The organism is Prevotella sp. AM42-24 (assembly GCF_003461825.1).
GTDB classification, from domain to species: Bacteria; Bacteroidota; Bacteroidia; order Bacteroidales; family Bacteroidaceae; genus Prevotella; species Prevotella hominis.
Map to the genome: position 1 here is coordinate 1 of NZ_QTXV01000014.1, position 20,243 is coordinate 20,243.

At 43.2% G+C, this 20,243-nt stretch carries 19 protein-coding genes; 7 read left to right on the forward strand and 12 right to left on the reverse strand.

What is annotated here, in order from left to right; all coding sequences use genetic code 11:
• Positions 1-404 precede the first annotated feature (404 nt).
• The 4 genes from DW917_RS06340 to DW917_RS06355 all read left to right on the forward strand — a co-directional run bounded on the left by DW917_RS06340 (position 405) and on the right by DW917_RS06355 (position 7,520).
• Positions 405-1,790 carry an MATE family efflux transporter gene (locus DW917_RS06340; protein ID WP_118117188.1) on the forward strand — a complete coding sequence of 462 codons (1,386 nt, stop codon included), beginning with the start codon at positions 405-407 and terminating at the stop codon, positions 1,788-1,790.
• Positions 1,791-2,071: 281 nt separating this feature from the next.
• Positions 2,072-4,903 carry a pitrilysin family protein gene (locus DW917_RS06345; protein WP_118117189.1) on the forward strand — a complete coding sequence of 944 codons (2,832 nt, stop codon included), beginning with the start codon at positions 2,072-2,074 and terminating at the stop codon, positions 4,901-4,903.
• A 129-nt stretch (positions 4,904-5,032) separates the two neighbouring features.
• Entirely contained in the window at positions 5,033-5,911 is an 879-nt protein-coding gene (locus DW917_RS06350) for a TraB/GumN family protein (RefSeq protein WP_233524649.1), read from the forward strand.
• Between the two features lie 733 nt (positions 5,912-6,644).
• Positions 6,645-7,520, forward strand: coding sequence for a DUF4923 family protein (locus tag DW917_RS06355; RefSeq protein ID WP_233524650.1), 876 nt, complete (start codon positions 6,645-6,647; stop codon positions 7,518-7,520).
• 140 nt (positions 7,521-7,660) lie between these two features.
• Here the strand turns inward: DW917_RS06355 and DW917_RS06360 are convergent, their stop codons facing one another.
• The 4 genes from DW917_RS06360 to DW917_RS06375 all read right to left on the reverse strand — a co-directional run bounded on the left by DW917_RS06360 (position 7,661) and on the right by DW917_RS06375 (position 10,735).
• Positions 7,661-8,977 (reverse strand): DUF4861 domain-containing protein, encoded by a 1,317-nt coding sequence (locus DW917_RS06360; RefSeq protein ID WP_118117190.1) that lies wholly within the window; start codon positions 8,975-8,977, stop codon positions 7,661-7,663.
• Positions 8,978-9,123: 146 nt separating this feature from the next.
• Positions 9,124-9,870 (reverse strand): peptidylprolyl isomerase, encoded by a 747-nt coding sequence (locus DW917_RS06365; protein ID WP_370453520.1) that lies wholly within the window; start codon positions 9,868-9,870, stop codon positions 9,124-9,126.
• A gap of 170 nt (positions 9,871-10,040) precedes the next feature.
• Entirely contained in the window at positions 10,041-10,403 is a 363-nt protein-coding gene (locus DW917_RS06370) for a hypothetical protein (RefSeq protein ID WP_118117192.1), read from the reverse strand.
• Positions 10,403-10,735 (reverse strand): hypothetical protein, encoded by a 333-nt coding sequence (locus tag DW917_RS06375; protein WP_118117193.1) that lies wholly within the window; start codon positions 10,733-10,735, stop codon positions 10,403-10,405. Before DW917_RS06375 ends, DW917_RS06370 begins: the two co-directional genes overlap by 1 nt.
• On the opposite strand from DW917_RS06375, the gene dnaK reads away from it, so the two are divergent.
• Complete coding sequence (dnaK, locus tag DW917_RS06380; protein WP_118117194.1) at positions 10,734-12,635, forward strand: molecular chaperone DnaK; 1,902 nt, start codon at positions 10,734-10,736, stop codon at positions 12,633-12,635. The genes DW917_RS06375 and dnaK overlap by 2 nt on opposite strands.
• Before the next feature lie 229 nt (positions 12,636-12,864).
• Here the strand turns inward: dnaK and recA are convergent, their stop codons facing one another.
• The 4 genes from recA to crcB all read right to left on the reverse strand — a co-directional run bounded on the left by recA (position 12,865) and on the right by crcB (position 16,347).
• Positions 12,865-13,902: a recombinase RecA gene (gene recA, locus DW917_RS06385; RefSeq protein WP_118117195.1), complete on the reverse strand. Its 1,038-nt coding sequence runs from the start codon at positions 13,900-13,902 to the stop codon at positions 12,865-12,867.
• 50 nt (positions 13,903-13,952) lie between these two features.
• Positions 13,953-15,194, reverse strand: coding sequence for a saccharopine dehydrogenase family protein (locus tag DW917_RS06390; RefSeq protein ID WP_118117196.1), 1,242 nt, complete (start codon positions 15,192-15,194; stop codon positions 13,953-13,955).
• 37 nt (positions 15,195-15,231) lie between these two features.
• Positions 15,232-15,840, reverse strand: coding sequence for a DUF6621 family protein (locus DW917_RS06395; RefSeq protein WP_118117197.1), 609 nt, complete (start codon positions 15,838-15,840; stop codon positions 15,232-15,234).
• A gap of 126 nt (positions 15,841-15,966) precedes the next feature.
• Positions 15,967-16,347 carry a fluoride efflux transporter CrcB gene (gene crcB / locus DW917_RS06400; RefSeq protein ID WP_118117198.1) on the reverse strand — a complete coding sequence of 127 codons (381 nt, stop codon included), beginning with the start codon at positions 16,345-16,347 and terminating at the stop codon, positions 15,967-15,969.
• A gap of 270 nt (positions 16,348-16,617) precedes the next feature.
• Between crcB and DW917_RS06405 the strand changes: the two genes are divergently transcribed.
• Both DW917_RS06405 and DW917_RS06410 read left to right on the forward strand, forming a co-directional pair.
• A complete protein-coding gene (locus DW917_RS06405) occupies positions 16,618-17,241 on the forward strand; it encodes a VWA domain-containing protein (RefSeq protein ID WP_118117199.1) in 624 nt (207 codons plus the stop codon).
• A gap of 393 nt (positions 17,242-17,634) precedes the next feature.
• The gene (locus DW917_RS06410; protein ID WP_147344126.1) at positions 17,635-18,105 is read left to right on the forward strand and encodes a hypothetical protein; all 471 of its coding nucleotides are present in this window, start codon (positions 17,635-17,637) and stop codon (positions 18,103-18,105) included.
• 309 nt (positions 18,106-18,414) lie between these two features.
• On the opposite strand, the gene DW917_RS06420 is transcribed toward DW917_RS06410, so the two are convergent.
• From DW917_RS06420 to DW917_RS06435, 4 genes are read right to left on the reverse strand one after another with little or no spacing between them, the layout of a single operon-like run.
• Positions 18,415-18,630 (reverse strand): hypothetical protein, encoded by a 216-nt coding sequence (locus tag DW917_RS06420; protein ID WP_022110805.1) that lies wholly within the window; start codon positions 18,628-18,630, stop codon positions 18,415-18,417.
• A gap of 11 nt (positions 18,631-18,641) precedes the next feature.
• Complete coding sequence (locus DW917_RS06425) at positions 18,642-19,118, reverse strand: DUF3990 domain-containing protein (RefSeq protein ID WP_118117201.1); 477 nt, start codon at positions 19,116-19,118, stop codon at positions 18,642-18,644.
• Positions 19,115-19,330, reverse strand: a complete 216-nt coding sequence (locus tag DW917_RS06430; protein WP_118117202.1) for a DUF3791 domain-containing protein — start codon at positions 19,328-19,330, stop codon at positions 19,115-19,117. The genes DW917_RS06425 and DW917_RS06430 overlap by 4 nt, the downstream gene beginning before the upstream one ends.
• Before the next feature lie 59 nt (positions 19,331-19,389).
• The gene (locus tag DW917_RS06435; protein WP_118117203.1) at positions 19,390-20,238 is read right to left on the reverse strand and encodes an ADP-ribosylglycohydrolase family protein; all 849 of its coding nucleotides are present in this window, start codon (positions 20,236-20,238) and stop codon (positions 19,390-19,392) included.
• Positions 20,239-20,243: the final 5 nt, after the last annotated feature.

Consider the following 20,243-nt stretch of genomic DNA (forward strand, 5'->3'; position numbering starts at 1 on the left):
AAATAAGTTAAACTAAAATGCTGCGGAATTTAGGATAAAAATATTGTGGGTTCAAAGAAATGTAGTACCTTTGCATCAGAAATATAAGTTTTAGGTTTTTAGTTAGGTAATAGATTGTTCTAGGTTTAGTTTTTTTAAAGGTAGTTTATTAAGATTGTAATTCAAGGACGACAGGTATTAGAAGAAAAGGTAAATAAAGATTGTTTATTCAAGGACGACAAATAGGTTAGGTTAGTTTTCATAAAGGTGAAAGTGCGTATTTTAGGAATATTGATTGAAGGTAATAATTATTTATGTTAATAAGAAATGGCGGTTCCTCAACATGGAGTCACCATTTTCCGTGTATTTTGTTTTGACGTAAATCGATAAAAGAACAGATAATAACAAAAAATAGGAAAATAGAAATGCTATATAGTAAGAAAACAGAATATCTGATGGAGTCGATTCGTTCGGGTAGAGCGATGGTGCGTAGTGAGAAACTCAATCTTATTGTGGGATTGAGTATCCCATCTATGTTGGCACAGATTTCCACCGTCATGATGTTTTTTATTGATGCCTCTATGGTTGGTCATCTGGGTGCTGAAGCCTCTGCCAGTATCGGTCTGATAGAATCTACCACATGGTTGGTTGGCAGTTTGCTGAGTGCGGCTGCCACAGGATTCTCTGTGCAGGTAGCTCATTTTATCGGAGCCAATGATTTTGTGAAGGCGCGTCAGGTTTTCCGTCATGCCTTGATTTGCGGTTTGGCTTTCAGTGTGTTCCTCTCGCTCATAGGAGTAGGAATACATTCACATCTTCCATACTGGTTGGGCGGTGGTGCTGATATCGCTTCAGCATCTTCTGGTTATTTCCTGATATATTCCTTGGTGCTTCCCTTCGTGTATCTTTATCATACTTCCGAGATGATGCTCAAGTCGGCTGGTAATATGCATACGCCGAGCGTGATGGCTGTACTGGTGTGTATTTGTGATGTAATCTTCAATTATATTTTCATTTATATCTGCAAGCTCGGGGTAGTGGGTGCTGCTATGGGAACAGCCTTGGCATATATCTGTATTTCGCTACCCAATCTATATCTGTCGGCTTGCAAGAACCGGATGCTTAATCTCCGTCAGGATCATGTGCGTTTTCATTGGGTAAAGGAATATGTGCAGAGAGCCTGCAAGATCAGCATCCCTATCGCCATACAGAATATTCTGATGAGTGGAGCACAGATTGTGAGTACCATGATTGTGGCGCCATTGGGCAACATAGCCATTGCTGCCCATTCTTTTGCGATTACAGCAGAAAGTCTTTGTTATATGCCTGGTTATGGTATCGGTGATGCTGCTACTACCCTGGTAGGACAGACTCATGGAGCTGGGCGCATAGACCTGTGCAAGAACTTTGCTTATATGACCGTTGGTCTTGGTATGTTGGTGATGGCATTGATGGGAGTCATCATGTATGTCTTTGCGCCAGAAATGATAGGAGTGCTGTCGCCTGTTGAGGCCATCCGCCAGTTGGGTACTACCTGTCTGCGTATCGAAGCATTTGCCGAACCGTTCTTTGCTGCGAGCATCGTGACCTATTGTGTCTGTGTGGGAGCAGGTGATACATTCAAGCCTGCTGCCATCAATCTCGGTACCATGTGGCTCGTGCGACTCACTCTTGCCTACGGCTTATCCAAGAGCTATGGGTTGGAAGGTGTGTGGATTGCGATGGCTACGGAACTTACTTTCCGTGGAGTTCTCTTCCTCATACGCCTTTTCCGCGGTTCTTGGATGAAGAGCTTTCAGGTGCGTGGATAACGGACTTCCGGTTCTTTGAGTTAGTGCATGATTTTCCAGGCAAAAGTGTGAAAATAGCGATAAAAGCGTGAAAATGAGGGGTAAAGAGTGAAAAAGCTACAAAATATTTGCTTTCTCCCTTTAATTATGTTATTTTTGCATTCTGAAAGCTACCCAAAGGCGTGGGGATTTCGTTTTATCATATAAATGTATATTCAGAAAATATCCATTTTCCTATAATATATGTGTATAGATTAAATAATAAAATGTAAGTAATAATTCTAACAACATTATAATAAAACATGAGATTAAAGCAGTTTTTTGTAGCGGCAGTGATGCTGCTGGCTACAGGCTCAATGGTGGCACAGCAGATGCCTCAGGTTCCTGTTGACAAGGACGTGAGAATCGGTCACCTTGACAACGGCCTTACCTACTACATTCGTCACAACAATTTCCCTGAGCATGTAGCAAGTTTCTACATTGCACAGAAGGTTGGTTCTATTAATGAGAACGACGACCAGCGTGGTTTGGCTCACCTCTTGGAGCACTTGGCTTTCAATGGTTCTGAGCATTTCCAGGGCAATAGCCTTCAGAACTATCTTCAGAGCATTGGTGTGGAGTATGGTAAGAATTTGAATGCTTACACAAGTATCGACAAGACCGTTTATTATTTTACCGACGTACCAACTACTCGTACTACAGCCGTAGATTCTTGTATGCTCATCCTCAAGGATTGGAGCAATGGTATCTCTCTTACCCAAGAGGCTATCGACAATGAGCGTGACGTTGTACACAATGAGTACCGTATGCGTATGGTAGGTCAGCAGCGTATCATGGAGCGTTCACTTCCTGCACTTTATCCTGGCAGCAAGTACGGTTATCGTATGCCAATCGGTCTGATGAGCATCATTGATGGTTGCGATCCTGAAACCCTCCGTGCTTACTATCGCAAATGGTATCGTCCAGACAACCAGGCTGTCATCGTTGTAGGTGATGTGGATGTTGATCACATTGAGGCACAGATCAAGAAGCTCTTCAGCGGCATCAAGGTTCCTGCTAATGCAGCAAAGGTGATCCCTGAGTTGGTTCCTGACAATGATACAGCTATCTATGTAGTTGACAAGGACAAGGAGCAGAACTACGATGTGGCTATGATCAGCATGAAGCACGATGCTACACCTGACTCTTTGAAGGGTAGTCTCAATTACTTCGCTACTTCTTATGTTCAGAGTGCAATTACCAGCATGCTTAGCTCTCGTTTGGGCGAAAAGTCATTGGAGGCTGACTGTCCATATCTCCAGGCTGGTTGTGATAATGGCAGCTACTTGGTTTCCCGCACAAAGGATGCTTTCAGTCTTACTGCAGTTGCCAAGCCTGGCAAGATGCTTGAGGCTTATGCAGCTGTTCTCCGTGAGGCTAAGCGTGCTAAGGACTTCGGTTTCACGGCTACTGAGTACGTTCGCTATAAAGAGGATTTCATGAGCGGTTTGGATAAGATGTATTCTAACCGTGATAAGATGAAGAATGAGCAGTTTACTTCTCAGTATGTAGATCATTTCATCTCTAATGAACCAATCCCTTCTGTTGAGGTTGAACATCAGATCTATAAGACCATGGTTCCAAGTATTCCTTTAGAGGCTATCAATGCTTATGCCAAGGAGTTGATTTGCGAGACTGATACCAATTTCGTAACACTTCTGATGATGCGCGATGCTGAGGGTGCTGTTTATCCAACCAAGCAGCAGTTGGCAGATGTCGTAAAGCAGGTGCGTGGTGAAAAGCTCGAAGCTTACGTAGATAATGTAAAGCAGGAACCATTGATGGCAGAGCTTCCTAAGGCTGGTAAGATCAAGAAGACTACAGAGAATAAACTCTTCGGCTACAAGATGCTTACCCTCTCTAATGGTGCCAAGGTTGTGCTCAAGAAGACTGACTTCAAGAACGACGAGGTACAGTTTGCTGCTACAGCAAATGGTGGTACTTCTGTTTTCGGAACAAAGGATCTCAACGAGGTGAAGATGATGGGTGCCTTGATGAACTCAAGTGGTTTGCGTGGCTTTTCCAATAATGACCTTGAGAAGGTATTGGCTGGTAAGATTGCTTCTTGCGGATTCAGTGTTTCAAAATACCGTCATGGTTTGGGTGGTGGCTCAACTCCAAAGGATTTGGAGACTTTGATGCAGCTCATCTATTTGAAACTCACCAATCTGACTAAGGACGAGAAGGCTGTCAACAACCTGATCAACAATCAGGTAACAGCACTCGCTAATCGTAGCAACAATCCTCAGGCTGTATTCCAGGATTCATTGACCAGCACGCTCTATCCTGGTAATCCAGTATTCCGCACAATGACAGTGGATGAGGTGAAGAGTGTAAACTACGACCGCGCACTTGAACTTGGTAAGCAGCTTTTCGGTAATGCGAAGGATTATACCTTCTTCTTTGTCGGCAACTTCGATGAGGCTAAGATTCTTCCTCTTATCGAGCAGTATATCGCTTCTTTGCCAAACAACGGAAAGAAATTCAAGAACGTAGAGACATTGCCAGTGAAGGGTGAAGTTATCAACAAGTTCACCAAGGCAATGGAGAATCCACAGGATGTAGCTGTTGAGATCTGGTGCTCAGAGGCTCCTTATACATTGCGCAACTCAGTACTTGCTGATATTGCAGCTCGCGTTATCAATATGGATTACAACCGTAATATCCGTGAAAAGTTGAGCGCTGCTTATTATGCTGGTGCTGATGCTATGGAAAGTGTAAAACTTGATGGTAAGACCATGCGTGTAGGTGTTACTGGTAATGCAATGATGAACCCAGACAAGTCTAAGGATGCTATTCCTTACTTCTATTCAGGTTTGAAGGATGCGATGGAGCAGCCTAATCTGGATGACCTCCAGAAAGTGAAGGAAATCCTTCTGAAGCAGGCTGATGTAAGCTGCAAGCAGAATGGCTACTGGATGGGTGTTATTTCTGAGTATCTGCTTCATGGTATTGATACTCATACCAACTACAAGAAGGAGGTAAGCTCTGTAGATGCAAAGGCAGTGAGCGATTTCCTCAAGAATGTAGTGATGAAGGATGGCAACCACGTAGAGGTTATCATGCATGCTACAAAGGCTGGTGAGGCTAAGTAACAAGAAAAATGTCACATAAATATATAAAATCCCGATACAATTGTTGTTGTATCGGGATTTTTTTGTACCTTTGTCCACAAAATAGAGAGTTTAGTGAAAGATAAGTTTAATGTTTTAATTTAAAAGTAAATGAATTTCAAGAAGATGAATTTCAATTCGATGAAGCGAATTGTTTTGGCACTTATGCTGATAAGTGTAAGCATGGTGAGTGTGCAGGCACAGCTTCTTTACAAGATTAGTAAAGATAGTACCGACCAGAAGCCTTCCTATATCATGGCTTCCAACCGGCTCATGAATCCTATGGGTGTTGTTAGTCTGAGTGGTGAGTTGAAGGAAGCACTTACTAATACCGATCAGATGTATTTTGAGGTAAACAAGGCGGCTTATCGTGAGTCCATTAATGACGCTAAGAAACTGGCTGACGGCAAGACTCTTCTCAGTTTGCTTACTCCGGCTCAGCAGACAAAGCTTAATGCTTTCCTCAAGAAATACATGGAGGTGGATTTCCGTAGTTCCTACGTGCAGAAAAAGTATGGTAACCTGACTCCTGCAGCTTTGATGGAAGACATGGAGCAGTTGCTTTTTGTGGCCAATCACATGGGTATGTATGATCCTACTCATACTTTCGACCAGTATTTTGAAGCACAGGCAAAGGCAAACAATGAGACTGTAGGCGGTTTAAGTAATGTTGATGCTTATATCAACGATACTTATAAGAGTGACCTGAAGCAGCAAGTGGCTCGCTTGGTAGAGTTTCTTGAGAATGAGCCTAATGAGTTGGCCAAGTTGAATAAAGCAGTAGGTGCTTTCAAGGCACAGGATGTAGATGCTGCAGCCAAGGCTACTGGCGCTCATGTTTCTCAACCAACTCTTGAGGCTTGGGCTGCAAAGGTGCAGACTGTGATGGCAGAGAAGCCAACCTTCTTTGTTGTTGATGCCGCCAATTTAGGTGGTGAGAATGGCCTTCTCCAGTTGCTCCGCAATGCCGGCTGCAAAATAGAGAAATAATCAATAGTATAATCCAAAAATAAATAGGGTAAATCAAAAAAGTCCCGCTGTCAGGATGAAATTCCTTACAGCGGGACTTTTTTCGTGATGTCCTCGACTCTCTATCGAGCGGGGGATAAAGATCATAATCTTACAGCATAACCTTCTTCCTTATCAATGGAATTTACCACATACAAGTGTCTTTTCCTTCAGGATGAACAACAAAGCTGCACACGAGAATCTCTCTTAAAAGATAATCTCTTTAATTTCTGCTTTTAGCCTTAGAGGCAAGAGCCTCGCGGCGATCACGAAGAATGCTCTGGCATCTGCTGATAGCCTGATTCTGATTCTCTTCGTTAACCTTTATTAGACAATCATTCATAACCTATTGTGTTTTGATAAACCTATTGTGATTTGAATACGTTGCAAAGATAGAGCATTCTGATAAAAGATGAAAGAAAATCCTATTAAAATGCATTACTTTTAGTCGTTTTTTTGATTTACGTCAATCTTAAAGCCTTTTGTATCCCAATTTTCATGTTATATTCATACGATTCGTAGTATTTATAGGGATATTACTATGAGAAAATGGGGAAATCCTTCTGAAATTTCATTTTTTTTTGCGAACTTTGCAGCCGAAAATGGATTCTTCTTCTAAAAGAGATTGTTTTCTTCCAGGGATAATTCCATGCATAAATAGAGAGAAGGAAATGAAGAATTCCATAGGAATATTGATATATAAAATAATAAAGGTATGAAAAAAGTAATTCTATTGACTGCTTTGGTGCTGGCTTGCACTACTGGCAGTATGGCAAATGAACTCAGCGAGTGCTCTCTTTCGGAGTTGATCAGTACTCCTGTTAAGAAAACTACAAAGAAGGCAACAAAGAAAACAACAAAGAAAACAACAAGCAAGAAGACAAGCTCAACTAAGTCTTCTGCTAAAACTTCTACTGCGGCAACCTCTGCCACCAGTACTTCTGCAACAACAAATACAGAAACAACAACTCCTACAACGGCAACTTCTGCAACTTCTACCTCAGCTGGTTCAGCAATAGCTGGTATCCTTGGTGGTTTGCTTGGTGGAGGCACATCTAGTAGCACAGGCAGTACTGCAGGAACCATTATCAATGGAATTCTGAACAATGTAATCGGCTCTAGTACTTTCAGCAAAGAAAGTCTTTGCGCTCATACATGGAAATATAGCAAGCCAGGTTGTGCTTTTACTTCAGAGAATCTGCTTGCCAAAGCAGGTGGCGAAATTGCAGCAAATAAGATAGAGGAGCAGTTGGAAGGTTATTACAAGAAAGCAGGTTTCTCCAACTCAAACACTTACTTCAAGTTTAATACGGATGGAAGTTTTGAGTCAAAAATAGATGGCAAATCATGGAGAGGTACTTATACTTTTGATGAGAAGACACATGCCATCACAATGAAGGGACTCCTGCTCAGCGTTTCCGGCTATGCTACCCAGACAACCAATGGTGTCAGCCTTCTTTTTGAATCCAAGAAACTCCTTACCTTGGTTCAGACATTGACAGCTCTCAGCGGTAATTCTACACTTGGCACTATCGGCAATATCACCAAGAATTATGATGGAGTACGTGTAGGTTTTGAGATGAGTAAGTAATTTCTCATTCATCTTTGAGATATTATATAGTAATGATTATATTGCTATTATTTAAATAGCAGAAAAATCCCCTTAGAGATAGTCTGGATTAGGCTTTCGCTAAGGGGATGTTTTATCTCTTTCGCTTTAAAGTTTCCTTTTTACTTGATCTCAACTTTTAGCGGAGTTTTCAATGCTTCAAGATAATCCTTGATGCGAATCTGCCATTCTGTATAGCTGCGAACATCATATTTGCTCCATGCAGCTCCGAAGTAATAGCTGAACTTTTCTCCGTTCTTCAAGCCAGTCTTGATGCCTAACGCATGACCGGTAGCGCCGTCGTGCTTCTTATCGAAAAGCTGGTAGTAGGTATTGTCAATGCCATAAGGGAAGAGTACACCTACATATACCTGAGACTGGTTACCTTCCATATTGTCAGTAGGGTCTGCGTAACTTACGTAGTCTTTTGCGAAAGTTTTAGTCTCGGTATCTTCCTCATGGATTGGGAACCCTGTAGCAAAGTCGGTAGGGTGGGTGAGGCCATCATACCAGACTGTCATCTTGTTGAAGTTGCTGCCCTTGTCGAGAGAGATGATACGATGTTCTACTACGTTCTTCAGGTCGCCCACGGTAGAAGGATTGTAGGTCAGTTCAACGGTAAATCTGAGAGGACCATTGTCTAAGATCTTGTAATCCTTATAGCAGTAAGGTAATATCTGTTCGTTACCAATCATAAGACTTGGTGCACCGAGACCCAAGGTCGCACCTACGCGATATGGGTCGAGTCCGTTGCCCTGGTCGAGATGGAATGAGTTGCGGATATTAACTTCTTTTCCTTCTGCTTCTACTGCCTTGATCTGATCTTTGAGTTTGACAATTCTTGCAGGATTTTTCTCCGTCTTGAGTTGTTTTTCTATGGCTTTTTTCTTTGCATCCACTCTGCACATGTTTTCCCAGGCTTTCTGGTTCTTGATGTATCGGATATTTACCACCGTATCAGGCGTGTTCTTTACCCAAACATCCGTGCCGAATGAGCGCTCGCCAGAACGCTGTAATGCTGGTCCGTAAACACGGTAGGCGCATCGGTCGTTCTCCCAAGCCAGGTCGTCCTTTCTCATCTTATAGAGAGCGCCTGTTGCCCAAACTTTCTGAGGATATGGCTTCTCTATGCTGATATAAAAGGTAGCTGCGCTATGAGGGCGCACACTGGCATCGATGAGCAACTTACCATCGTGGGTAATCTGTGAACCGATTTGTTGTCCGCGGGTATTCTTTACCACATAAGCCTGTCCTTTGCCAGGAGTTGCATTTGATAGCTTAGCTTTCACATCAGCCATGCTTACTTCTACGAGTTCCATTCGCTGTGCAGCAGTTGTGTTGCTTACTACCACAGTTGCTTGCTGGGCATAGCTGTAGTTGGAACCGGCTATCGCCAAGAGCATCATGACACTCTTCATCATGTTGGTTTTTGTCATCATTGTTTCTGATTTGTTAGTTATTATTAATTTTGTTTTCTTACGTGTCGAACTTGCTTCGTTACGTACATTATTATATATAATACGAATGAATAGTTGCCGATACAGACAAAGTGACAATACTTTCTGTTGCCAATATTTCTTCTGGATTATTCCTCAATAAGGGAAACTTCCATACTGATATCCTCTTTCGGACGATCACCTCTGAGCGTCTCGCAATTCTGGATTTTCTCCACGACGTCGAGACCTTCTTCTACTTCGCCGAATACAGTATATTGGTTGTCAAGGAAAGGAGTACCGCCCATCTCTGTGTGGGTTTTCACCTGCTCATCGGTAAATTTAGGGTAACCTTCCTCCTTGCAGCGTTTCTTGGTTTCATCCACTAGCTGATCCTGCAATTCCATCAATCCCTGGCGGTCGCGGTTGCGACGGAAGTTCATAATCTCATCGTGGTGTTCTTTAGCAAGCTGGTTGAATATGTTTTGCTCCATCTGCATACCCATCTGTTTCTCCATCTGCTTGAGTTCATTCATCTTGTAGGTTTTTCCCCATACGATATAGAACTGGCTTCCGCTGCTTTCTCGCTCAGGATTTACCTCATCTCCTAATCTCGCAGCGCTCAGTGCACCACGCTTATGGAAAAGTTGAGGATAAACAAATTCAGCAGGAATCGTGTAGTCAGGACCACCTGTTCCTAACATTTTGCCCTTAGGAGCATTCTTACTCTCCGGATCACCGCCCTGAATCATGAAATCCTTGATGACACGATGAAAGAGAGTGCCGTCGAAATATCCCTCTTTAGCCAACTTGATAAAGTTGTCGCGATGTTGAGGGGTCTCATCATAAAGGCGTACCTTGATATCGCCTTCAGAAGTCTTAATCAATACTTTTGCCATAATATTTAATTATCAGTATAGTTCTTTAATTTGTCCTTTATAACCTTCAGCCCTTCAGCCCTTCAGTCCTTCAAGTTCTTTAGTACTTCAGCCCTTCAGCCCTTCAGTCCTTTAGCCCTTCAGCCTTCAGTTATTCAGCCTTTTTTTTACCTTTTTACTTTTTTACCTTTTTACCTTTCATAATATTCCTTCCATTCTTTCATGGCTTCCTTCCAGTCGGTTTGCTCTCCGCTTGCAACTGCTTCCTTCTGTTTTTCAGCCTCGTCGCGAGCCTTGTCACGGGCACGTTTGGCTTTCATCGCCTCGATGGTAGCATCATCAAGAATCTGGATGGCGCCACGCTTGATGGTAGCCTGAAGTTCCTCTTCGCCGAAAGCCTTGCCTGGTTCGTTGAAGTCGGATATATTAAATTCGTAATCTACACGAAGGTCATGGCGAATCTGCTTCTGCTGGAGTCTGTTACCAGCGTTTTTCAATCGGAGCAATTTGCCGATTTCCTTGATTTCTCCTGCGGAGTATTTGTTTCTTCCCATTAAAAAACTGATGTTATAATAATCTTATGAATAATTCTCTGCAAAATTACAGATAATCCTTGATAATGCCAAGTAATTATCTGGAAAAATGCGCTTATGGCATACGAAATCTGCCATCTTGTCATTTCTTTTATGCTCTTTTCTGACATTTCTCGCTCTTTTGTCAGTTGTGCCCCTTCTGTCTTTTCCTTGGCACACGCTTTGTTAACTATGTTTGCGTGACCGTTGGGGAGAGTTCCTGATAGATGCATATCTTCGGCAGACTTTCCGGAAACAGCGTTCACATGATAAACATTATTAATAACGATAAAAATAAAAAAAGATATAATCATGGGAAAAGTAATTGGAATTGACTTGGGTACCACAAACAGTTGTGTTGCCGTTTTCGAAGGTAGCGAACCAGTTGTAATCGCTAATAGTGAAGGTAAGCGTACTACTCCATCAGTAGTAGGTTTCGTTAAGGATGGTGATCGCAAGGTAGGTGATCCTGCTAAGCGTCAGGCCATCACAAACCCTAAGAACACTGTATATTCTATCAAGCGTTTCATGGGTGAGACATACGCTCAGAGCCAGAAAGAGGCTGAGGCAATGCCTTACACAGTAGTAAACGAGGGTGGTTATCCACGTGTTGAAATCGAGGGTCGCAAATATACTCCACAGGAGATTTCTGCAATGGTTCTTCAGAAGATGAAGAAGACCGCTGAGGATTATCTCGGACAGGAGGTTACAGATGCAGTTATTACAGTTCCTGCTTACTTCTCTGACTCACAGCGTCAGGCTACTAAGGAGGCTGGTCAGATTGCAGGCTTGAACGTTCAGCGTATTGTCAATGAGCCTACAGCTGCTGCTTTGGCTTATGGTGTTGACAAGGCTAACAAGGATATGAAGATCGCCGTATTCGACTTGGGTGGTGGTACATTCGATATCTCTATCTTGGAGTTCGGTGGCGGTGTATTCGAGGTACTTTCTACCAATGGTGATACTCACCTCGGTGGTGATGACTTCGACCAGGTAATCATCAACTGGTTGGCTGATGGCTTCAAGGCTGAGGAAGGCGTAGATCTCCGCAAGGACCCTATGGCTATGCAGCGTTTGAAGGAGGCTGCAGAGAAGGCTAAGATTGAGTTGTCAAGCTCTACAGCTACAGAAATCAACTTGCCTTACATCACAGCCGTTGACGGTATGCCTAAGCACTTGGTAAAGAGTTTGACTCGTGCACAGTTCGAGCAGTTGGCTCACAACTTGATTCAGGCTTGTCTCGTACCTTGCCAGAATGCTATTCGTGATGCTAAGCTCTCTACATCAGATATCGACGAGGTTATCTTGGTTGGTGGTTCAAGCCGTATCCCAGCCGTTCAGACACTCGTTAAGAACTACTTCGGCAAGGAGCCTTCTAAGGGTGTAAATCCTGATGAGGTTGTTGCAGTTGGTGCTGCTATTCAGGGTGCCATCTTGAATAAGGAAGAGGGTGTTGGCGACATCGTATTGCTCGATGTTACTCCATTGACTCTCGGTATCGAGACTATGGGTGGTGTGATGACTAAGCTCATCGATGCTAATACAACTATTCCTTGCAAGAAGAGCGAGGTGTTCTCTACTGCAGCTGATAACCAGACAGAGGTTACCATCCACGTATTGCAGGGTGAGCGCCCAATGGCAGCTCAGAACAAGAGTATCGGTCAGTTCAACTTGACAGGTATTGCTCCAGCTCGTCGTGGTGTTCCTCAGATTGAGGTTACCTTCGATATCGATGCCAATGGTATCTTGAACGTATCTGCTAAGGATAAGGCTACCGGTAAGGAGCAGAGCATCCGCATCGAGGCTTCATCTGGCTTGAGCGAGGATGAGATCAACCGCATGAAGGCTGAGGCAGAGCAGAACGCTGCTGCTGATAAGGCTGAGCGCGAGAAGATTGACAAGATGAACCAGGCAGACAGCATGATCTTCAGCACCGAGAACTTCCTGAAGGATAACGGTGATAAGATTCCAGCTGACAAGAAGCCAGGTGTCGAGCAGGCATTGCAGCAGTTGAAGGATGCTCACAAGGCTGGTGATGTTGCAGCTATCGATAGCGCAATCAACAACTTGAACACCGTAATGCAGGCTGCTTCTCAGCAGATGTATCAGGGTGGTCAGCAGGCTGGTCCTGGTGCACAGGGCGGTCAGCAGGCACAGGGCGGCAATGGTGGCGCTCAGGATGTTCAGGACGCTGACTTCGAGGAGGTTAAGTAATATCTCCTGCCGATGAGGAGCCTCTCATTGATGCTCCTCTCTCTCAAAAGAGAGTTGTTAAGTTAATATATAATTAAAGCACACAACTGAAATGGAAACGATTCGGTTGTGTGCTTTTTTTGTGTTATAGCTTTCTTATGAAAGTGCCATAAGTACATGAAGAAAAACTATGAAGAAACGAAAAAGAGGATGCGTCATGGACTAATGACACACCCTCTTTTAGAAAACTTTATTTCTCGTTTTTTGCAGCAAGGGCTTCACGAACCTTTGCCTCGATTTCTTCAGCCAATTCTGGATTGTCCTTCAATAAAGCCTTGGCTGCATCGCGACCCTGACCTAATTTGGAACCATCATAGCTGAACCAGCTACCACTCTTCTGGATGATGTTGTGCTCTACGCCCAAATCAATAATCTCGCCAATCTTGCTGATACCCTCACCAAAGGTAATCTCAAACTCAGCCTTGCGGAAAGGAGGAGCAACCTTGTTCTTCACCACTTTCACACGTACCAGATTGCCAAGAACATTTTCACCATCCTTGATGGCAGAAGCCTTGCGGATATCCAGACGTACAGAAGCATAGAATTTCAAGGCATTACCACCGGTAGTCGTCTCTGGGTTGCCAAACATGATACCAATCTTATCACGCAACTGGTTGATGAATATACAGGTGGTGTTTGTCTTGCTGATGGTAGAGGTGAGCTTGCGGAGAGCCTGGCTCATCAGACGAGCCTGAAGACCTACCACGTTGTCACCCATGTCACCCTCGATTTCCTTCTTTGGAGTCAGCGCTGCTACAGAGTCAATCACCAGAATGTCGATGGCAGAAGAACTGATCAGCTGGTCTGCAATCTGTAAAGCCTGCTCACCATTGTCTGGCTGTGAAATCCACAGATTGTCCACATCTACACCCAATTTGGCTGCGTAGAAACGGTCGAATGCGTGCTCTGCATCGATGAAAGCAGCGATACCGCCAGCTTTCTGTGCCTCTGCGATGGCATGAATGGCCAGAGTAGTCTTACCAGAAGATTCCGGACCATAGATTTCTATGATTCGTCCCTTAGGATAACCACCTACGCCAAGCGCATTGTCGAGTGCGATACTGCCGGTAGGAATCACCTCTATATTCTCGATTTGTTCATCACCTAATTTCATGATAGAGCCTTTGCCGAAGTCCTTTTCGATCTTCGCCATGGCAGCTTGAAGGGCCTTCAGTTTACCTTCATTAGGATTTAAAGTACCCTCCTTTATTTCTTCCTTTTTCGCCATTGTAATAATAGTTTTAAACTGTTATATTTTATATTTGTTTGAGGTTGCAATTAGTCGATTTCCAAATCACCATCAAAAACCTCGTGCCAAGGCAAACCTTGCTTGTTGAGTTGCTCCATGAATGGATCTGGGTCGAACTCCTCTACGTTCCATACACCTGGCTTCTTCCAGATGCCCTTGAGGAACATCATGGCACCAATCATAGCTGGTACACCAGTAGTATAGCTTACGCCCTGCATGCCAGTCTCGTTGTATGCCTCCTGGTGCTTGCAGTTGTTGTAAACATAGTATGTGCGCTCCTTACCATCCTTCTTGCCACGGATACGGCAACCGATAGAGGTCTCGCCGTCATAGTTCTCACCGAGATCCTGTGGGTTAGGCAATACGGCTTTCAGGAACTGCAATGGAACGATCTTCACCTTGGCAGTCTTGCCAGAGCCATCAGCCAATGGAGCCTCGTATTCAATCTCGTCGATACGGCTCATGCCGAGGTTCTGAATGCAGTCGAGATAGGTGAGATACTGCTGACCGAAAGTCATCCAGAAGCGTGCCTCCTTGATGGTAGGGTAGTTCTTTACCAGACTCTCCAACTCCTCGTGGTGCATCAGATAACTCTCGCGAGGACCGATGTTAGGGTAGGTGAGAGGTTTGTGGATAGACAGAGGGTCTGTTTCAATCCATTCACCATTCTTATACCAGAGTCCCTTCTGGGTAATTTCGCGGATGTTGATTTCAGGGTTGAAGTTGGTAGCGAAAGCCTTGTGGTGGTTACCAGCGTTGCAGTCCACGATGTCGAGCACCTCAATCTCATCGAAGTGATGTTTGGCAGCGTATGCGGTGAAGATACCGGAAACGCCTGGGTCGAAACCGCAACCGAGGATAGCGCAAAGACCAGCCTTCTCAAACTTGTCCTTGTATGCCCACTGCCATGAGTACTCGAAGTGAGCCTCGTCCTTAGGTTCGTAATTGGCAGTGTCCATGTAGTTGCAACCGCAAGCCAAACAAGCATCCATGATCGTAAGATCCTGATAAGGCAAAGCGAGGTTGATGACAAGCTCAGGCTTGTAGCTATTGAAGAGAGCCTTCAACTGCTCAACGTCGTCGGCATCCACCTCAGCCGTCTGAATATCCATCTTGTAACCCTTGGCGTGGATATCCTTTACCAACTTATCGCATTTTTCCTTGCGACGGCTAGCAATCATAAACTCGGTGAAAACGTCCTGGTTCTGGACGATTTTGAAGGCAGCCACGGTAGCAACGCCACCTGCGCCAATCATAAGTACTCTACTCATTTATATTTTATATATTTTAATGTTTATCGTCTGTTGTTTATTTTATTTCATTGGCAGAGATGCCCAAGGCACTCATCAGTGAATATCCGAGAATCTCCTGTCGGAAATTGCCGCCAGGCATTGGTTGCATGGCGAAGAGCGTGATGCGCTTGTCGTCATCCTCTACCTTTCTCAATATCTCTCGCAGGCGGTCGTAGGCATCTCCATCTTCCGAGTTGGGAATGATCATGACGCGCTTTACCTCCTTGGCATTGCAAACCGTGCGGGCAACATCCACGAGGAAATCATCCTTGCCCACCATCTTTTCCTCTGTAGGATAAGAAGATATGATAAACTCGCCCAACTTGCCGTCCTTGAAAGCCTGTGCGTTCAGATCTTTCTCATAATTGGAAGGGCGGAAGTTTTTCATTGCCATAGACTGCTTGTCGTGGATAAGCACTACTTGGGTTTCGTGCTCACCTTCTCTGAGACCGCCGTCAAGGGCAATACAGACTGCCCATTGAGCCATGTCGGCCGGTTGGATGCGACGGTTGATCATACGCTCGAAATTGACAGTCAGGTCGAAAGCCACTCTGTCAATGTAGTCAGCGTCAGCGATGATAACATTCTCGCTCCATTTTATATTGTTTGTATCTAATGAATTCATAGGTGCAAAAATACGATTTTTTTTCGTAACTTACCCCATTTTATGGATAAAATAATAAAAATGATATATTTTTTTCTTTTCTATGATGCAGATGCACTCTTTCCTCATGTGTGGATTTCCCTCTTTTTATGCGAAGCATTTCGCCAAATAATGTCCTGCGAGGACTGCTAAAAGTCCCAAAGCCAGACTTCCGAAGAGATAGAGCATCATATAGGTATAACTTCCATCCTTCATCAGTCCGTAACCTTCGTTCATGAAGGTAGAGAAGGTGGTAAAGCCTCCGCAAAAGCCTGTAGTGAGGAGCATTTTGATGGATGGGGATAAAAGACCTCCTCCATTCCAGTTCAATCCTGATAAAAAACCGATGATGAGGCATCCCAATACATTTACCGTCATCGTTCCGAAGGGGAATGCGATGAATGTATATGATTGCACCATCTTGGAAATCCAAAATCTCATGCCGCCTCCGAAGAAGCTGCCGATACTGACCAGTAATAATTCTTTCATTTCTATATTTTTGTGATTGCTGCATGGACAAGTTAGCAGAGCCTTTTCTGCCGGTGTCCGATTACTTATTGCAGTGCAAAATTACATGTTTTATTTCTCTTAGGCAAAAGATTTCTGGAAAAAATAAAATAGCATGCTTAATTTTTCCTCTTCCTTTTTCTTTTAATGGATATAAGGAGCAGGAAAGTAATCCCGGGATTGCTTTTCCTGGATAAAGGTTAGAATAAATAAAGAATTGTTGAACATTTTAAAATAATAGGAGAAAAAGTTATGAAACGAGTATTCAATCTTTTGGTCGTGGATGAGAGTGGCAGTATGAGCATTATCAAGCGTCATGCTTTGGTAGGAATCAATGAGACGCTGACTACGATTCAGAAAATGCAGGAGACGCATAAGAATCTGGAGCAGCGAGTTACGCTCATCACTTTTGACAGCACGCATACCAATGTGTTCTATGATAACGTGCGTGCCTCTAATGCCAATCCTTTGAAGGCAAAGGATTATAATCCTTGTGGTGCCACTCCTCTTTACGATGCCATCGGAATGGGTATCGCCAAGATCAATGCCTTGACCACCGAGGATGACAGTGTGTTGGTAACTATTATCACGGATGGTGAGGAGAACTGCAGTGAGGAGTATAGTCTGAAGATGATCAAGAATCTCATTGAGAAGTTGAAGAAGCAGAACTGGACTTTTACCTTCATCGGTACTGATGACCTTGATGTGGAGAATATTGCTCTTGATATGGGTATTGACAATCATCTCCAGTTCTCGGAAGATGAGGCTGGCACCAAGAAGATGTTTGCAAGAGAGAATAGGGCGAGAGAGCGCTATGTCAAGTGCTGTGCGATGGATTGCAAGATGGAAGCGGGCAGTTACTTTGAGGAGGAATAAAGAAAAAAAGAAGAAGTTGACGAAAAAATGAATGGTAAATGCTGATTATTCAGAAAGTTTTTGTACTTTTGCAATCAGAATGATTTCTCGCAAGAGTTTGACTTCTGTTTTTTTGATGGTTAAATTAGCGTTTGCTATTCGGTCATGCACATTGGAACGTAGGAAACTTCAATAAAAAGCAGGAATACCGACAGATAGTAAGCGTCCGCTATAGCGTGGGCGTTACTTGTCGTTTTCCTCAGCTTTTCCTACGGCTGCAATGTGGACAAGTTTCGTCCACGTGTTTTGTATCCGTAGGTGATGTAGAGAACGATGGCTTCGCAATTATAATCTATCGGATTCACTAATTTAATAACATTAAAAGCTTAGCTATCGGCATAACGGGCACAACTTATGAAAAAGTTACATTTTTCTTTAATGGCGATTCTTTTTGCCTTGTTTTCAATGGTGTCTTTCACCGCTTGTTCATCTGATGATGACGATGCTCCATCACAAGATGATATCAAGACTAATTGTATAGGAATGTGGCAGACGACTCACATTTCTGGCTGGGATTATGATGATACAGATGATGAGAATCTTATTAAGGTTGATCAGGATGTTCCTGAAGGGGATGCTGATGGAATCCTTTTCATGGTTGATGGAACCTACAACTGGTATAGGAATATTGGTGGTGAATGGCGATTTATCTATTCTTGCAAATATGAGGTTTCTGGCAATAAAATCATTCTGTATGACGACAGAGGTGATATAGATATAATTTATACTGTTGTTTCTTTCAAAAATGATACTGTTGTATTGGAGGTTACCTTAGATGAAGGACCTCAGTATAAGCAGAGAATTACCTGCAAGCGAGTAAACTAAATTATATAAGAATTTAAAAAAGCAGCATGATTTCACGTGCTGCTTTTTTTTGTTTTATATCAATCCTCTTTTCTCGAATTTTTCAATTATGGCTAATTCTCTTTTCCTGGATCTTCGCAAGTTGCTGCTCTCTTTTGAAACTGCCTTCTGGTGCAGAGAGTTGATCTGTGCCAACTTCTGCTCCCGCGAGTAAGGATGCAATAACATGGATTCTACCTCCTTCACAGCACCCATACTGTTCTGACGGTGAAAATCGTTTATATAAGATCTTTCCAGTACTGAATTGTTCTGCATAATCATCTAATTTTGCTAGACTTTTTTATTTTTCCATTCTTCTTTGACTAATTCAGCTAAATATCCATCGCTTCTGCAATGCATATCAGCAATGCCTTCGTTCATCATCTTATAAATAGAAGAAGCATAAAAGAAATCTAGAGCATCTTCCAATGTAATGCCTGTGTGCGCTGCAAAGATGGGTACAATGCGAGCATATTTCATTTGAAGTATTGTCTTGTTTGCTTCCATAAAAGATCTCCTTATATGATTTCGTCTGACTTGACAAAGTGCAGATGCTTGTTTAATATTTCTTGATTTAAAATACAGATCTGATGATTGGGATGGATGAATTTTAAGCGTCCAAGCGCTTCTTCTTTGCTGATATTACCCGAAAAATAAAGATCTACAGTATTAAATACTTTATCATCGGCAATGCCACCAGTAACCATATCATACTTACTTGATTGTTTTCCAAGTCGGCATAAAGCAACAAAATCTAACCACTCTTCATTGTAATCAATAAAGTTCTTTATCTTATATTCTCTGTCTAAGTTTTCATCTAAGATGTATTGGTTAAGATACGCTTTATCACCTTGAAAGAGGAATCGTTGGGCATACTTTTTCGCCTGTTCGACAAGAGAGGTTAGATAGAATCCTTTGCCGAAATCCAACAAATCACGAGAATGGTAAACATCTGGTAATTCTATGATGAATTTTGATGCGTGATAAACTTTCATTTCAATGCTCCTCGTTTCTTTAACAAGTTAATCAAATCGTCTATGATGTACTCCTTGCTGAAAGTATGGAGCACATCATAACAGGGTATCATATAGCCATTTAAGATATCTGTTGACCGTAACATCTTATATACCTTACTGGCACTCATGTTCAATCGGTCGGCTAAGTTGCCAACGCAATAGGTTACGAAATCCAATTGATATTCTTGCATAATCTTATTTTTTTTATATGTATGGGGCAAAGTTAAGACTTTTCTTCGTTAACACCAAATTATTCTTGCTTTATTTGGGATTTTTCTGCAAATTGTTTCCATATATCTTTCATGTCATCCGGCAGATAGCTCAAAGCCTTCTCTTTCATTTCTTGCGGAATACCGAAGCGGGCTTCGGCGATGCTGCCAACGATGGCTCCGATGGTATCGCTATCGCCGCCATGAGATATAGCGAGGCGAATGGCATCCTCGAAAGATGAGGCTTGCGAGAGGAGATAGAAGGATAAGGGCACGGCATCCATACAGGTCTCATCGAACTTGCCCTTTGGATAAACTCGTGTGTCGAAATCCTCGTAATAGCTGCGGGCGATGGACATGAACCCCTGTATTGTTTCATTTTCATCCTTCGCATTCTCATTTTTCAATCCCTTCGTTTCCTCATTCTCAGAATCCTTAGATTCCTCTGAGAATTTGCTCTTGCGGAAATACCAGATGGCATGAGCTACAGCTTTGGCTCCCTTGATTCCTTCGGGATGATTATGAGTAGGAAGAGCCGTTTTCTCTGCTTCTTCCAACACCTGCGATAGATCATCGAATAGCCATGCCACCGGCGATACTCGCATCGCCGAACCATTGCCAAAGCTATTATATGGCTGCGGATTAAGAGAGCAAATCCATGCTGCGAATCTTCCGCCATACGCTCCTTTTGGAGAAGGATAGCGGCGGCACCAATCCAGCAGGCTTTCCTGATAGTTTCGCCCGTTCAGTATCGCATCGGCAATCGCCACCGTGCAAATGGTGTCATCGGTGAAGTCGCATCCCCCACCGAACATCTCGAAATCATAATCAAACGTATTGTTGAACTCATATTTTGAGCCAGCAATATCTCCTATAATTGCTCCTAGCATAAGCT

Excerpts from the sequence above, each read along its gene's own strand:
- DW917_RS06340 (WP_118117188.1), top strand. The coding sequence starts at position 405 with ATGCTATATAGTAAGAAAACAGAATATCTGATGGAGTCGATTCGTTCG.
- DW917_RS06345 (WP_118117189.1), top strand. The coding sequence starts at position 2,072 with ATGAGATTAAAGCAGTTTTTTGTAGCGGCAGTGATGCTGCTGGCTACA.
- DW917_RS06350 (WP_233524649.1), top strand. The coding sequence starts at position 5,033 with ATGAATTTCAAGAAGATGAATTTCAATTCGATGAAGCGAATTGTTTTG.
- DW917_RS06355 (WP_233524650.1), top strand. The coding sequence starts at position 6,645 with ATGAAAAAAGTAATTCTATTGACTGCTTTGGTGCTGGCTTGCACTACT.
- DW917_RS06360 (WP_118117190.1), bottom strand. The coding sequence starts at position 8,977 with ATGATGACAAAAACCAACATGATGAAGAGTGTCATGATGCTCTTGGCG.
- DW917_RS06365 (WP_370453520.1), bottom strand. The coding sequence starts at position 9,870 with ATGGCAAAAGTATTGATTAAGACTTCTGAAGGCGATATCAAGGTACGC.
- DW917_RS06370 (WP_118117192.1), bottom strand. The coding sequence starts at position 10,403 with ATGGGAAGAAACAAATACTCCGCAGGAGAAATCAAGGAAATCGGCAAA.
- dnaK (WP_118117194.1), top strand. The coding sequence starts at position 10,734 with ATGGGAAAAGTAATTGGAATTGACTTGGGTACCACAAACAGTTGTGTT.
- DW917_RS06375 (WP_118117193.1), bottom strand. The coding sequence starts at position 10,735 with ATGATTATATCTTTTTTTATTTTTATCGTTATTAATAATGTTTATCAT.
- recA (WP_118117195.1), bottom strand. The coding sequence starts at position 13,902 with ATGGCGAAAAAGGAAGAAATAAAGGAGGGTACTTTAAATCCTAATGAA.
- DW917_RS06390 (WP_118117196.1), bottom strand. The coding sequence starts at position 15,194 with ATGAGTAGAGTACTTATGATTGGCGCAGGTGGCGTTGCTACCGTGGCT.
- DW917_RS06395 (WP_118117197.1), bottom strand. The coding sequence starts at position 15,840 with ATGAATTCATTAGATACAAACAATATAAAATGGAGCGAGAATGTTATC.
- crcB (WP_118117198.1), bottom strand. The coding sequence starts at position 16,347 with ATGAAAGAATTATTACTGGTCAGTATCGGCAGCTTCTTCGGAGGCGGC.
- DW917_RS06405 (WP_118117199.1), top strand. The coding sequence starts at position 16,618 with ATGAAACGAGTATTCAATCTTTTGGTCGTGGATGAGAGTGGCAGTATG.
- DW917_RS06410 (WP_147344126.1), top strand. The coding sequence starts at position 17,635 with ATGAAAAAGTTACATTTTTCTTTAATGGCGATTCTTTTTGCCTTGTTT.
- DW917_RS06420 (WP_022110805.1), bottom strand. The coding sequence starts at position 18,630 with ATGGAAGCAAACAAGACAATACTTCAAATGAAATATGCTCGCATTGTA.
- DW917_RS06425 (WP_118117201.1), bottom strand. The coding sequence starts at position 19,118 with ATGAAAGTTTATCACGCATCAAAATTCATCATAGAATTACCAGATGTT.
- DW917_RS06430 (WP_118117202.1), bottom strand. The coding sequence starts at position 19,330 with ATGCAAGAATATCAATTGGATTTCGTAACCTATTGCGTTGGCAACTTA.
- DW917_RS06435 (WP_118117203.1), bottom strand. The coding sequence starts at position 20,238 with ATGCTAGGAGCAATTATAGGAGATATTGCTGGCTCAAAATATGAGTTC.